The sequence below is a fragment of the Siminovitchia fordii DSM 16014 = CIP 108821 genome, assembly GCF_000374565.1.
Classification (GTDB): domain Bacteria; phylum Bacillota; class Bacilli; order Bacillales; family Bacillaceae_C; genus Siminovitchia; species Siminovitchia fordii.
The window spans coordinates 101,093-115,246 of sequence record NZ_KB894693.1 but is presented as its reverse complement, the minus strand read 5'-3'; the positions used below and the strand labels follow the sequence as shown (position 1 = coordinate 115,246).

General features: G+C 38.1%; 12 protein-coding genes. 10 read left to right on the top strand and 2 right to left on the bottom strand.

Annotated features, from left to right (window positions below; genetic code table 11):
- Positions 1-20: 20 nt before the first annotated feature.
- From C509_RS0113285 to C509_RS0113240, 10 genes are all read left to right on the top strand, one after another.
- A complete protein-coding gene (locus C509_RS0113285) occupies positions 21-1,184 on the top strand; it encodes an ABC transporter substrate-binding protein (RefSeq protein ID WP_018707432.1) in 1,164 nt (387 codons plus the stop codon).
- Between the two features lie 10 nt (positions 1,185-1,194).
- The gene (locus C509_RS0113280) at positions 1,195-2,061 is read left to right on the top strand and encodes a branched-chain amino acid ABC transporter permease (RefSeq protein WP_018707431.1); all 867 of its coding nucleotides are present in this window, start codon (positions 1,195-1,197) and stop codon (positions 2,059-2,061) included.
- Between the two features lie 13 nt (positions 2,062-2,074).
- A complete protein-coding gene (locus C509_RS0113275; RefSeq protein WP_144519537.1) occupies positions 2,075-3,085 on the top strand; it encodes a branched-chain amino acid ABC transporter permease in 1,011 nt (336 codons plus the stop codon).
- Between the two features lies 1 nt (position 3,086).
- A complete protein-coding gene (locus C509_RS0113270) occupies positions 3,087-3,866 on the top strand; it encodes an ABC transporter ATP-binding protein (protein WP_169509212.1) in 780 nt (259 codons plus the stop codon).
- Entirely contained in the window at positions 3,859-4,557 is a 699-nt protein-coding gene (locus C509_RS0113265) for an ABC transporter ATP-binding protein (RefSeq protein ID WP_018707428.1), read from the top strand. The genes C509_RS0113270 and C509_RS0113265 overlap by 8 nt, the downstream gene beginning before the upstream one ends.
- Before the next feature lie 34 nt (positions 4,558-4,591).
- A complete protein-coding gene (locus C509_RS0113260) occupies positions 4,592-5,716 on the top strand; it encodes an arginase family protein (protein ID WP_018707427.1) in 1,125 nt (374 codons plus the stop codon).
- A 118-nt stretch (positions 5,717-5,834) separates the two neighbouring features.
- Positions 5,835-7,202 carry a purine-cytosine permease family protein gene (locus C509_RS0113255; RefSeq protein WP_018707426.1) on the top strand — a complete coding sequence of 456 codons (1,368 nt, stop codon included), beginning with the start codon at positions 5,835-5,837 and terminating at the stop codon, positions 7,200-7,202.
- 14 nt (positions 7,203-7,216) lie between these two features.
- Entirely contained in the window at positions 7,217-8,578 is a 1,362-nt protein-coding gene (locus tag C509_RS0113250; protein WP_018707425.1) for an APC family permease, read from the top strand.
- Positions 8,579-8,698: 120 nt separating this feature from the next.
- Entirely contained in the window at positions 8,699-9,997 is a 1,299-nt protein-coding gene (locus C509_RS0113245; protein WP_018707424.1) for a M20 family metallo-hydrolase, read from the top strand.
- A 143-nt stretch (positions 9,998-10,140) separates the two neighbouring features.
- A complete protein-coding gene (locus C509_RS0113240; protein ID WP_018707423.1) occupies positions 10,141-10,323 on the top strand; it encodes a small acid-soluble spore protein H in 183 nt (60 codons plus the stop codon).
- A 239-nt stretch (positions 10,324-10,562) separates the two neighbouring features.
- On the opposite strand, the gene C509_RS0113235 is transcribed toward C509_RS0113240, so the two are convergent.
- Entirely contained in the window at positions 10,563-11,486 is a 924-nt protein-coding gene (locus C509_RS0113235) for a helix-turn-helix transcriptional regulator (RefSeq protein ID WP_018707422.1), read from the bottom strand.
- Between the two features lie 2 nt (positions 11,487-11,488).
- Entirely contained in the window at positions 11,489-13,741 is a 2,253-nt protein-coding gene (locus C509_RS0113230; protein ID WP_018707421.1) for an ATP-binding cassette domain-containing protein, read from the bottom strand.
- Positions 13,742-14,154: the final 413 nt, after the last annotated feature.

The window sequence follows — 14,154 nt, the reverse complement described above, 5'->3', positions numbered from 1 at the left end:
AACCTAAAAGGGGGATTAAAATGGCATTTAAAACCAAATTGTTGGGTATAGTACTTTTCTTAATTCTGTCAACATTGGTAGTCGGTTGCGGAACAGATGGTGCCTCATCAGGAAGTAGTGGCTCATCTTCAAAAGATAATGATGTTATCAGAGTGGGATTACAAGCTCCTATGAGTGGCGATAACGCACAATATGGGGATGAGATGAAAAATGGAGTAGAGTTGGCTTTTAAAAATATTAACGACAATGGCGGAATTAATGGTAAAAAGTTAGAGTTACTTGTTGGTGATGATAAAGCTACACCTTCCGAAGCGGTCGCAGTAGTAAACAAAATGATAATGAATGATAAGGCAAAAGCTATTATTGGTGGATATAATTCATCACCTACGATTGCTTCTCAGGAAGTATCGGGCAAGGCAGAAGTTCTTCATGTGAACATGGGTGCAAGCCCGGAACTTTCGAAGCTATCGAATCCTTATTTGTTTAGAATTATTCTCACTGGCTCTGTTTATGTTCCAGCTGTAATGGAATATATGGCAGAAGAAAAAGGGATAAAAAAGGTTGTTTCATTATACGAAAACACTGATTACGGCGTAACGATGTTTGAGGCGGCTAAGGAATCTGCTGAATCTTTGGGGGTAGAGTTCATTGCTAATGAGACTTACAACCCGGGAGATAAGAATTTCTCTGCACAACTTTCAAAGATTAAGAAGCTTAATCCAGATGCAGTGATGATCGTAGGGCTTTACAATGAAGTGGCCTTAATATCTCAACAAGCTAAACAAGCAGGACTGGATGTTCAATTCTTTTCCCCTGACGATTCCATGTATTCCGAACAGCTAATTGAACTTGGTGGAGAAGCTGTGGAAAATCATATTTTTGCTTCTATGCTTAATTTAAATATGGAAACTGAGGAAATGAATGAATTTAAAAAATTGGCTGATGCAAATAATGTGAAAGTTGAGGCCAACACAGCAATTGCGTACGATGCTGCTATGACTATCGCGAAAGCATTTGAAGAAGGCGGCGATTCACCTGAGAAAGTTCGAGAAGCATTTGCCACTATTAAATATAATGGGGTGACCGGTCCGATTGAGTTCGATGAAAATGGAGACCGATCTAACAAGCCAATGATCATGCAAGTTAAGAATGGAGAGTTTATTGTAATTCAAGAACAAGAATAGGTGATATAAGATGATATTAGATCAATTGATAAATGGTATTGTATTGGGAAGTATTTATGCCCTTATGGCCATTGGTTACACTATGGTTTGGAATGTTCTTCGTTTTATTAACTTTGCACATGGTGAAGTATATATGGGAGGAGCGTTTGTCTCTCTATATCTCATTATACTTGATGTTCCTGTTTGGATAGCTTATGTGGGCGGTGTTGTAGCCGGTGCTTTAATTGGATATCTTATGGAAAAGCTTGTCTACAAAAAAATGAGAAGCGCACCTAAATTGAACTTGTTAATTGCTGCAATCGGCATAGCTATACTTTTACAAAATCTAGCTCAATTGATTTGGGGGGCCAGTCCAGAAAGATTAGCCTCGCCTTTCTTGGATAAAAATATCATTGTTGGAGGTATGCTGATCAATCAACATTATATTTATATCATTATCGTTACGATAATAGTAATGTTTGCTCTGGAATTGTTTATAAATAGAACTTTAATGGGAAAAGCCGTCCAGGCAGCTGCCCAAAATATTAACGCAACCGAACTAATGGGAATTAATGCAAATAAAGTTATTTCAATCACTTTTGCAATCGGTTCCGGTGTTGGAGCGCTTGCTGGTATTTTAGTAGGACCAGTCTTTCTTGTATATCCTACCATGGGGGTATTTGCCGGATTAAAAGGCTTTACTGCTTCGGTGATGGGGGGGATGGGCAATGTCCCGGGAGCAATGATAGCAGGCATAATATTAGGAATTGTGGAAAGCTTTGCTGCCGGATTCATATCGTCCGGATACAGAGATGCGGTAGCTATGATTATTTTGCTTGTTATTTTATTGGCTCGACCACAGGGGATTTTTGGAAAAATTGTACAGGAAAAAGTATAAAGGGGTAAAAGTAATGAAAAAGATTAATATCCGAAAATATGGGATTCTATTTGGAGGAATATTATTATTTCTTGTACCTCTTGCAATCACGAATCCCTATTTCATGTATGTACTTAACTTGATTTTAATTTATATTATTCTCGCTTTAGGACTTGATTTAATAGTCGGCTATACAGGACAGGTATCCGTCGGTCATGGTGCCTTTTTTGGTGTAGGTGCGTACTTATCTGCCGTGTTATCAACAAAACTAGGGTACTCGTTCTGGTTGACCCTTCCACTCTCCATTATCTTTACCGCTATAGTCGGGCTGATCATTGGATATATTGGATTAAAGCTGGTTGAAGAGTATTTGGTCATGGCTACTCTGGCATTTGGAACCATCTTATGGTTAATATTTCTTAATTGGTCAGACATGACGGGGGGGCCTATGGGGATATCAGGGATACCATCACCGCCACCAATTGGATTTGGAACTTTCAAGTTAACATTTGAGGAATATGGGAACTATTATCCGTTATTCCTAATTTTTGTACTTCTAGCCATTTTCGTCTCACGATTGTTAATGGAATCCGGATTTGGACGTGCGTGTAATGCTATTAGAGATGATGAGCTTGCTGCTCAGGCCATGGGAATACCGGTATTTAAAACCAAGGTAATGGTTTTTACCATCTCTACTGCTTTTTGTGGGGCAGCGGGATCCTTATACGCGCATTTTCTTCATGTAGTAAGTCCAGAAACATTTGGCTTCTCGATGTCTGTAACTATATTAACGATGGTAATGATAGGCGGACAAGGAACCATTACCGGAGCGATTATCGGAGCTTCTCTATTAACCGTGTTTTCTGAAGCGTTGCGGGCTACTCCGGAATTAAGAATGGTAGTTTACGGTTTTCTTATTGTTATCATGATCATGTTTTTCCCAAGGGGTATTATGGGGTTAACTCATCTCTTTCGAAAGAGATTGTCAAGAAGCGGTGTACAGGTAAATGGAGCTGCCAAGAAGGAGGGGTTAAGGTATGAATAACATGGAAGGGAAAGAAATTTTGAAAGTGGATAACCTTTCAAAATCATTTGGCGGAATTAAAGCCGTGAGTGATCTCTCCTTTTCAGTTGAAGGGCATCATATTCATGCTGTTATTGGTCCCAATGGAGCGGGAAAGAGCACGTTATTTAATCTTATAACAGGAGTTATTTCATCAGATAAGGGCAGAATTAAATTTTTAGGTGAAGATATTACTTCTTTAAGACCAGACAAAATATCTGAAAAAGGAATATCCAGAACATTCCAAAATATAAGACTGTTCCCGGATATGACAGTCTTTGAAACGGTATTAATAGGTACCTATCTGTTAACAGGAGGTAAAATTCTACCGGCTCTATTTTTATCTAAGGAATTTCGGAGAAAAGAACGTCTCGCAAAGGAAAAAGTAGAAGACATCCTTAATTTTGCAGGTTTATGGGATGTGAGAAATGAGTATGCCGCCAAGTTGTCATATGGTAATCAGCGTCGAGTAGAAATGGCCAGAGCCTTAGCAATGGATCCGCAGCTTCTATTACTGGATGAGCCTACAGCAGGTATGAATCCAAAAGAAACAAAGGAACTAATGGATTTATTTTCATTAGTGAATAGCCAGGGCATAACAATATTGATTATTGCCCATGATATGCATCTGGTTAATACGTTATCTAATCAGGTCACGGTAATCAACTTTGGTAAAAAACTTGTAGAAGGACCACCTGCAGAAATACAGCGCCATCCTGAGGTGCTCGAGGCCTATATGGGGAGGGCTGAAGCAAATGCTTAACGTACAAAATATCAGTACTTTTTATGGGCAAATATGTGCTTTGGACGGTGTAAGTTTGCATGTTAATGAAAAAGAAGCTGTTTCGGTTATCGGAGCAAATGGTGCCGGAAAAAGCACATTGTTAAAAAGTATTATGGGAGAAATCCGACCAAGGAATGGAACTATTCTATTATCCGGAAAATTAATTAACAGTGCGAAAACCTTTCAGCTCGTAAGTCGGGGGATGACACTTGTACCTGAAGGGAGACAGGTATTCCCTTATCTTTCCGTGTGGGATAATCTACTGCTCGGAGGATATACGCTGCCATATACAAAACGACAACAAATGGCTGAAGAAGTGACAGAACCTTTTCCGATACTGCGTGAAAGGAAGAATCAAATGGCGGGGCTGTTATCAGGAGGAGAGCAGCAAATGTTGGCGATAGCTCGTGCTATGATGACAAGTCCGAAGATCTTATTGTTGGATGAACCATCCATGGGGCTTTCACCAAAACTTGTATATGAAGTCTATGAAAAAATATCAGAATTACACCAACTAGGTACAACAATTCTGCTTGTAGATCAAAACGCAGAAATGGCTATAGACTTTTGTATACGAGGGTACGTTCTGATGGCAGGCCGTTTAGTCGGTGAAGGTACGAAAAGCGAATTGAAAAGCAGTGAACTGGTTCATAGTTCTTATTTAGGATGATTCATTTAAATCTATATAACATGGGGGGATTGTAGTGAGAACCGGATATATTTATGATGAGAGTTACTTTTGGCATGACACAGGCACGGGGACTTTATTTCTCCCCTCGGGAGGCTATTTAGAAACAGATGTTTTTGCTGAACACCCTGCAACGAAAAGAAGAGTAAATAATCTATTAGAAAGATGCGGGTTAATGAGGGAACTGCATCATATTCGGCCGCGTAAAGCTACTTTGGAGGAAATTCAGTACTATCATACACCTGAATATATCAAAAGGGTGAAATACTTGAGTGATACTACAGGGGGAGATGCTGGTGACCATGCAATTGTCGGAAAAGGTTCGTATGAAATTGCATTACTATCTACTGGTGGGGCATTAACAGCTGTGGATAGTGTCATGAAAGGGAAAGTAGATAATGTTTATGCTCTCACAAGACCGCCTGGACATCATGCCGAGTCGGACAAGGGAATAGGGTTTTGCCTATTTAATAATGTGGCTATTTCCGCAAAATATGCCAAAAAGAAATACGGCTTAGAAAGGATCATGATATTGGATTGGGATGTCCATCATGGGAATGGAACGGAAAAGGCATTCTATGATGATGATGAAGTTTTATTTATCTCTATTCATGAACATTTAAATTTTCCAAACAACTCTGGCTATGCAACTGATACGGGAGAGGGAAATGGGGAAGGTTACAATGTAAATATTCCATTGCCGCCTGGGTCCGGCAACGCAGCATATTTACAAACTCTAGAAACAATCGTAAAGCCGATGGCGGACGAATTCCAACCCCAACTAATCATTGTTTCTGCCGGTCAGGATCCGGGGATGTTTGATCCGTTGGGAAGAATGAGAGTTTCAGCAGAAGGTTTCGGAAAAATGACAGAGATTATAAAAGAAATCGCCCAAAAGCATTGTAATGGGAAACTCGTTTTTTGTCATGAAGGCGGCTACAGTAATGCGTATGTCCCATTTTGTACGTTAAGGATTATGGAAGTATTATGTGAAAAACAAACAGATGTAGAAGATCCTTTTGCACCTGGGACGAACGGATATCCTGATAAGGTATATGAACACGAGCAGGATGCAATTAATAAAGTAATTAAAGTCCAATCGGAATTCTGGCAAAATCTACTGCCTAAGGTTGGCCAGTAAACGAAGAAAGACTAAACATCTGGAGATAAAAGGCCATTCAGAATCCTGAATTGAATACTTTAATAAGTTTATGTCACTAAAGCTTAATGAAAAATCAATAATATTGGGGGAGGAATACATGAGGGAAAATAATAGTGCCGGTTCAATAGAAAAAAAGAGTTATGAATATATCTCTTTATCTGAAAGGAAAGGAAATCCCAAAGAATTATTTTTTACTTGGTTTGCAGCTAGTACAGTTTCTACAACGTTGGTCACAGGGGCTTTGGCAATAGTAATTGGGTTGAATTTTTGGTGGGCGGGCCTGTCTATCATTCTTGGACATGCTATTGGTGCTGCAATCATGGCTCTTCATTCGGCACAGGGTCCAAAGCTAGGAATCCCGCAATTAATTCAGAGCAGAGCTCAATTTGGCTATTACGGTGTCATTCTGCCAATGATAATCGTCTTTATAATGTATTTGGGTTATGGTGCAACAAATACTGTTTTGGTAGGACAAGGAATCAAGGAAACTCTAGGAGTCAATCTTAATTTAACAGTAGTCATCAGTCTAATTCCTATGGTGTTGTTAGCTATTTATGGGCAAGGGTTGATTCAAAGGTCAATGAGAATATATACCGTTGTTTATTCAGTGATTTTCCTGATTTTAACTATTCTTGTTATTAGCCAATTATCCATGAATCTTTTGAACAAAGGTGAATTTTCCTTTTCACAATTTTTATTGGCAACATCTATATGTGTTACTTGGCAAATTACTTATGGACCTTATGTATCAGACCATTCCAGATATATGGATCCGACCCACGCCAAAAAGACCTTTTTATATTCATATTTAGGGAGTTTTCTTAGCTCTGCCTGGCTAATGCTTTTAGGCGCAGCAATTGCAACTATGGTTGTTAATGGAAACGTAATGGCACAAATAAAAACTATGGGAGGGCTTGGCTTTTTTATAGTTCTTCTGCTTTCTCTAGGAGTCCTGGTTATTAATTCACTAAATATTTATGGGGCTGGGATTATCGCCTTATCGATTGCTAGTAATTTCATTGCATTTAAAACAACAATAAAACTTCGTATAATTACTTCCGTTACCATCGGGATTTTTATTGCTTTGGCTGCTACAGTAGGCGCTGGGAATTTTATGAGTAACTTTCAGTTATACCTAGGATTTATTTTATTCTTTATCATACCTTGGAGTGTGATTAATTTAACTGATTTTTATCTGCTTAAGCATAATGACTATCACCATGAAGAATTTATGAAAAAGGATGGAGCTTTTGGCAAACTAAATAAATCTACTTTATTGGCATATCTTCTAACAGTCTTATTTCAAATACCTTTTATCAATACCGAGATATACCAAGGTCCTATATCAGTAATGATGGAGGGATTGGATTTAGCCTGGATTGTTGGAATCGTTGTCTCTTTCTGTTTATATGTTTCTTTATTAAAAGTTCAAATAAATAAAAGGCCATTAAATAAAGCGGGGTAAGGAGGTCTATTTTTATGGGGGTATCAAAACAGGTAGAAATAAAAAAATCTAAACCAACTCAATTAAACCGTTCTTTAACACTTTTTCCACTTGTTTTCATGGGTTTGGCGTATATGATTCCAATGGCTGTATTTTCGCCGTACGGAATTGTGTCTGTTATTACAGAAGGGAGGGTTCCGGCAGCATATTTAACGGCTTTAATTATGATAGCGTTTACTGCGTACAGCTATGGAAGAATGATAAAAGCCTACCCCTCTACTGGTTCGGCTTATACTTATACCCAGCAGTCGATTGGGGTCTATCCCGGTTTTATTGTAGGCTGGGTAGTCATGATGGATTATTTATTTTTGCCTATGCTCAATGTATTGGCTGGAGGTATATTTTTGAACGCTGCAATCCCATCTGTCCCATTTTGGGTATGGGCCTTGATATTTATAGTTCCAATTACCATTTGCAGTATACTGGGAGTTAAGCTGAGTGCTAGACTTAATACACTTTTTATTCTATTTCAGGTAATGTTCGTTGTAACTTTTGTTGCGTTAGCTATTTATCAAATATCTACTCAAAATATAGGAATGGGCTTTTCTTTGAGGTCTTTTTATAATCCAGAACTTGCATTCTTTCCTGTTATAACAGGTGCATCAATTGTTGCAACGAGCTTTCTAGGGTTTGATGCTGTTACTACTTTTGCTGAAGAAACAAAAGATCCAAAGAGGACGGTTCCCAAAGCAATTTTTCTTGTAGCTGTTATTGGCGGTTCGATATTTATCATTGTCTCATATATGTTGGCTTCAGTCTTTCCGGACTTTACAGCATACAAAAATACAGATGCTGCAAGCGAGGAGATTATAGGAGCATTAGGAGGCACATTTTTGACTTCGTTTTTTATTGCTGCGCTTTCAGTGGGGGGAATTGGTGGAATTTTGGCTGCTCAATCAAGTGGAGCTAGACTACTCTATGCAATGGGAAGAGACTCTGTTCTCCCCTCTAAGTTTTTTGCCTATTTACACCCAAAATATAAAACACCCGTTAATAATATACTGATCGTTGCACTAATTTGTGCTGGTGCTTTCTTTATAGATCTTGACCTGGGATTTTCACTAGTTAATTTTGGTGCGCTTTTTGCTTTCACATTTGTGAACTTGTCGGTGATTGCACATTTTTATATTAAGAATAAACAACGTGGTTTAATGGGGACTTTATTATACCTCCTCATACCTATGATTGGTGCATGTCTTTCTTTCGGTATTTGGCTTAACCTCAGTACCAATGCGTTGGTCGTTGGTGGAATATGGACATTCTTGGGTATTGTATACCTATTATTTTTAACAAAAGGATTCTCCAAGAGACCACCTCAATATCATTTCGAAGAGTAGTTATGAGCTTAATGGTACAGAATTATTCTGAAAATTAAAATTTAGAGATAAAGTGACGGATAAGATAACTTTTTTTCTTATTGAATTGATATGTTAAAAAATATTTAAAGGAATGGGAAGATGAGAATAAAAACGTCAGTAGAAGGAATACGCGATCAGCTGATTTCATGGAGAAGAGATTTCCATAGATATGCTGAATCTGGGTTTAGGGAAATACGTACCGCCTCATTAGTGGCTGCATATTTGGAGAAGCTTGGTTATGAAGTGTCGGCAGGAAAAGAAGTAATGAAAAAAGAATACCGTATGGGTGTTCCCGATGTTAAGATATTGCATAGCCATAAGGAGTGGGCTCTTCAAAACGGTGCGAATAAAAAATGGCTTGAAAAGGTGGCAGATGGATTTACTGGGGTTGTAGGCATTTTACATACCCATAAGCCGGGGCCTGTGATAGCTTATCGATTTGATATGGATGCATTGGAGATACAAGAGGATCTTACTGAAAAACATCGGCCGTTCAGAGAGGGGTTTTCCTCCGTCAATGATGGGATGATGCATGCCTGTGGACACGATGGGCATACTTCGATCGGCTTGGGACTGGCCACTCTATTGCAGGAGAATAAAGAATCCTTGGCTGGAACAATTAAACTTATTTTTCAGCCTGCAGAGGAAGGTACACGAGGTGCAAAATCAATGGTTGAAGCGGGGATTGTTGATGATACGGACTATTTTATTGCAACACATCTTGGAGCAGGGGTAGCTTTAGGAGAGGTTGTAACAGGTCAAACCGGATTTTTGGCCACAACAAAACTTGATGTTGTTTACCGAGGAAAGGCTGCTCATGCGGGAGGGAACCCCGAGAAAGGAAGGAATGCATTGATGGCAGCATCATCAGCAGTGCTTGGATTATATGGAATACCGCGTCACAGTGCGGGGGCATCTAGGGTGAACGTTGGAGTTTTACAGGCTGGTAGCGGTCGAAATGTTATTCCTAACCAAGCATTATTAAAAATTGAAACACGGGGAGCCACCTCGGAAATCAACGAATATATGGAAGAAAAGGCGATAGCCGTGATGAAGGGTGCTGCTGCCATGTATCAAGTGGATGTAGATATAGAAATTGTAGGGTCTGCCAAAAGCGGTACTCCGAGCCCAGAATTGGTTGAAGTGTTAGCTGAAATTGCAGAACACTCTCCATATGTTAAAAAGGTGACAAGGTTCAGTGAAAACCCATTTGGTTCGGAGGATGCTACTTTTTTCATGGAGAGGGTTCAGTCCAAAAATGGGCAGGCAACATATATGATCATCGGAACCACGTTAGCGGCCGGGCATCATCATGAAAGGTTCGATTATGATGAGGAAGTTCTATCTATAGCAGTTGACGTATTGTTCAGATCGGCAATGACGATTTTAAGCCGTTAAAACGGTCTCCAATAAGATCATTTTCTTATTACTTTAAGCAGGTTATCTTATTTGGCGAATGTAAGAAGGCTAGGATCGTCCAAGCGTATATTATTTGGCAATTGGCGAAAGTTATTACCATCATACTAAAAGGTGGTAATGTGATGAACACTATGCGTGCACAAGAAATTGCTGATTCTCCAGTGATGGCTCATGTAACATTGAACGGAGAGAGGGTGTATATCCAACACGTAGATGGAGACAACGAAACAGCAAGAGTGTACCCGCTTGATGATCCTGCTAATGAGCAAAACGTTCATTTATCTGAATTAGAGGAGCATTCATAAGAAACAGGAAGTATAAAAATATATTTTAAGGGTGAATGGAGGGCTTTCTATTCATCCTTTTTAACGAAAAATGATTCTGCCCAGCTAGAATATGAGGTTCTTGAAGGACTGAAAAAACACTCATAAACTGAAAAACATTGCCACATAAATTAAAGAATGATAGTCATAAAAGCTTATGAATATACGCTGAAAATAAAAGCTCCAATTATACATAGCCTCAAAATAAGTCGGTATTTTGTTCATAAATCTTTGTATAATTTTATTGTGTCATCTAAACACTTAATAAACTTTAAAATTAACTCTTTAGGATAGATAATACGGACTTTATTTCTAAAATTTATAATTTGTGTTATAGCTTGATCAATGGTGTAATAATTTTTTTCAACGATAATTGTCCCATCTGGATTATTAACTATTTCATTTTCCTGAAAGTTATCTAATACTTGCGCCCTCATCTCTTGGCTAAATTGGAGGCAAACCGTGAATGGCCTTATGCTGCTTTCCAATTTCTCATCTTCTTTTTCGTATAGATCTTCAATCGTATATGGGCGCCTGGTAAAGAAGCGATTTGTGTTATCTATTTCCATTATCCTTGTTAATTTAAATACTCTGAGTTCATTTCGCAACAAGCAATAAGCCCATGTATACCAGTGGGTATCTTTTAAAAAAATGCCCATCGATTCAATGTCTCGCTCTGTTTCATTTCCTTTATGGTCTACATAGCGAATCTTTATTACACGACAATTTTGAATGGATTTATATATGGTTTGTATATGTTGGGTACTATAATTCGAATGTGAGATTTGTAATTGGATGTTTTTATCTTGTATGGGTACTGAGTCAATTAATTGATTAATTTTTGAAATCAACTCATTGATATCTTCAAATCCAGTAGCTTTTTCAATGCTTTTCAATGCCCACTGTATTGAAAGTAATTCATCTAAAGTTAGATATTTTTTATCCAATTTAAATCTATCCATTAATTCATAACCGCCTTCTTGCCCAGGAAGCGATACGATGGGAATCCCTGCACGATTAAGGGAATCAATATCTCTATATATCGTTCTCTCTGATACTTCAAAGTACCTCGATAATTCTGCAGCCTTTATTTTTTTCCTATAAATCAATAACACAATGATTCCTAATAACCGATCGATTTTCAAGGTTAATCCTCCTGTATATCGTTTCTTAGATATTGTGCGGTTAGGGAGTTACTCCTTATTATAAATTCATGTGGTGTACCTGCGAACATGATTTCTCCACCTCTTTTTCCGCCACTAGGTCCAAGATCAATAATCCAGTCTGCTTGTTTCATCATGTCTAGATTGTGTTCAATTACAATAACGGTACTCCCGTTATCAACTAAACGGTCAAGAATATTTACTAAATGTCTTATATCGGACATATGCAGTCCAGTTGTTGGCTCGTCCAGAACGTAAATGTTACCAGATTTGTGCAGCTCGCCAGCTAATTTAATTCTTTGACATTCTCCACCCGATAATGTGTTCAAAGGCTGACCTAATGTCATATAGTCCAGTCCTACTTCTGATAATGTTTTTAAAGTGGACACCAATTCTTCCCCCTGAAAAAATTGAAATGCCTCGGATACTGTCATGTCTAATACATCTGAAATAGATTTCCCATTTAACTTATACTGAAGAACTTCATCCTTGAACCGTTTCCCATCACATGTTTCACAAGTTGTTCTAATAATCTCAAGGAATGCAAGGTCCGTATTAATAAAGCCGTTTCCTTGGCATTCTGAGCATGCACCTTCTGAGTTAAAACTAAAAAGTGACTTACTTACTTTGTTAGCAGAGGCAAAGGAATCTCGAATGGCATCCATCATACCTGTATAAGTCGCCGGGGTTGACCGAATCGAGGTACTCACTGACTTTTGGTTGATAACAATGGCATCTGGATGCTGGTCTAAAAACTCATCAAAAATCAATGTACTTTTCCCCGAACCAGCTACGCCAGTAATGACAGTGAGAACACCACAAGGAATATGAGCAGCAATGTTCTTTAGGTTGTGTTTTGAGGCGTCGACAATGGAAAGATATCCGTTAAATTTACGGGTTTCTTTTTTAAAAGATTGTTTAGTCCTCATATATCTTCCGGTTAGTGTATCAGCGTCGTATAGTCCAAGAAGATGTCCTTCATAGACAATTCTGCCACCGTTTGTACCTGCGCCCGGTCCAACATCCACAACATGATCAGCGATTTCAATAACATCCTTGTCATGTTCAACCACTATTACAGTATTTCCTTTGTCTCGGAGTTTTTGCAGCATCCGATTGAGTCGTTTCACGTCATGGGGGTGTAGTCCGATACTCGGTTCATCAAAAATATACATCATATCCGTTAGGCTGCTATTAAGATGCCGTATCATCTTTACACGCTGCGATTCACCCCCGGACAAAGTCGAGGTTTCACGGTCCAGCGTGAGATAATCGAGCCCCATGTTCACAAGTGATTGTAATCGATTCTCAAGATTAGAAACGATTGGTTTTGCGATTGGATCCTTGATCATTTCTATTAATTTTATCAACTCCGTTACTTCCATAGCGGCCAATTGAGCAATGTTATAGCCATTGATTTTACAATTTAATACTCCTTTACTTAATCTAGTTCCATTACATTCTGAACAATGTTTTAAGGTTATATAATTCTTCACATTACTTGGTATTTGGTTAATTTCTTTTTTTAAGTATAAACGATTAAACCGATCGACAACTCCTTCAAAATACTTGATAGGTTCATTTTTCAAAGGCAGTACGATTTTCTTGTTCTTTCCATATAATAACGTCTGCCACTCCTCATCGGTAAAATTATTTAACGTTTTATCTGGATCAAAAATGCCTGAGATTAAATGTTTATGCCAATACCAAGTTCCCACAGCGAAAGTGGAAAACAAAACCGCTCCTTCATTAAGCGATTTCATCTTATCGAATAACTTCTCTATATTTGGCTCAATTCTCCGTCCAATTCCCTGACACCTCGGACACATTCCTTTTGGATTGTTAAAAGAAAAAACATCAGATTCGCCAATAAAGGGCTTTCCAATACGAGAAAATAGTAATCGCATTAATGAGTAAATATCTGTAACCGTACCAAGCGTTGAACGTATATTTGCTCCTAAGCGTCTTTGATCAATCACCACAGCGGGGGAAAGATTCTCAATGGACAATGCATTTGGTTGACTGTATGTTGGTAATCGGTTTTGAATATAAGTTGTAAAAGTCTGGTTCAACTGGCGTTGGGCTTCCTTACTTATTGTGTCAAATACGATTGATGATTTGCCAGATCCAGAAACACCCGTAAATACAGTGATTTTCTTTTTTGGAATATTTATAGTTACATTTTTTAAGTTATTTTCCTTTAAGCCAATAAGTTTAATAAATTGATTTTCAATCATATTAACCACTCCTGTAAAGCTTCCATAATATAAGGATCATTATACAGAAGCACCCTGACAACATTATGTCAGGGATGAAAAGAATTTAAACTTCTTAGGTTTAAACATGTGGGGGCTAATTGCTTGGAGTGGGGAGAGTTTTAATATTGATATTGATTTCTTTCATGTACATGCTTTTTTTGATATTTTCACTTCTTATCAAATTTTTAAAGATAATAAAGTAGTACATCAAAAAAGCTGCTTGGTTGTTTTTCAAAACGATAATCCAATGCATGCCTTTTTCGAGATTTAGCTACACAATAATTCGATTACCCAAAAAATGAAGGGATGGTATTCTATGGAATTTAAGGTAGAATTATTTTAACTGGAAGAAAGAGTACTTTTGGTAGAGACCTTATTAAACTAGCTTCTTT

What these genes read in the sequence shown, in the direction of transcription:
- C509_RS0113245 (WP_018707424.1), top strand. Translation starts at nt 8,699, where the DNA reads ATGAGAATAAAAACGTCAGTAGAAGGAATACGCGATCAGCTGATTTCA.
- C509_RS0113285 (WP_018707432.1), top strand. Translation starts at nt 21, where the DNA reads ATGGCATTTAAAACCAAATTGTTGGGTATAGTACTTTTCTTAATTCTG.
- C509_RS0113230 (WP_018707421.1), bottom strand. Translation starts at nt 13,741, where the DNA reads ATGATTGAAAATCAATTTATTAAACTTATTGGCTTAAAGGAAAATAAC.
- C509_RS0113255 (WP_018707426.1), top strand. Translation starts at nt 5,835, where the DNA reads ATGAGGGAAAATAATAGTGCCGGTTCAATAGAAAAAAAGAGTTATGAA.
- C509_RS0113265 (WP_018707428.1), top strand. Translation starts at nt 3,859, where the DNA reads ATGCTTAACGTACAAAATATCAGTACTTTTTATGGGCAAATATGTGCT.
- C509_RS0113280 (WP_018707431.1), top strand. Translation starts at nt 1,195, where the DNA reads ATGATATTAGATCAATTGATAAATGGTATTGTATTGGGAAGTATTTAT.
- C509_RS0113275 (WP_144519537.1), top strand. Translation starts at nt 2,075, where the DNA reads ATGAAAAAGATTAATATCCGAAAATATGGGATTCTATTTGGAGGAATA.
- C509_RS0113270 (WP_169509212.1), top strand. Translation starts at nt 3,087, where the DNA reads ATGGAAGGGAAAGAAATTTTGAAAGTGGATAACCTTTCAAAATCATTT.
- C509_RS0113240 (WP_018707423.1), top strand. Translation starts at nt 10,141, where the DNA reads ATGAACACTATGCGTGCACAAGAAATTGCTGATTCTCCAGTGATGGCT.
- C509_RS0113250 (WP_018707425.1), top strand. Translation starts at nt 7,217, where the DNA reads ATGGGGGTATCAAAACAGGTAGAAATAAAAAAATCTAAACCAACTCAA.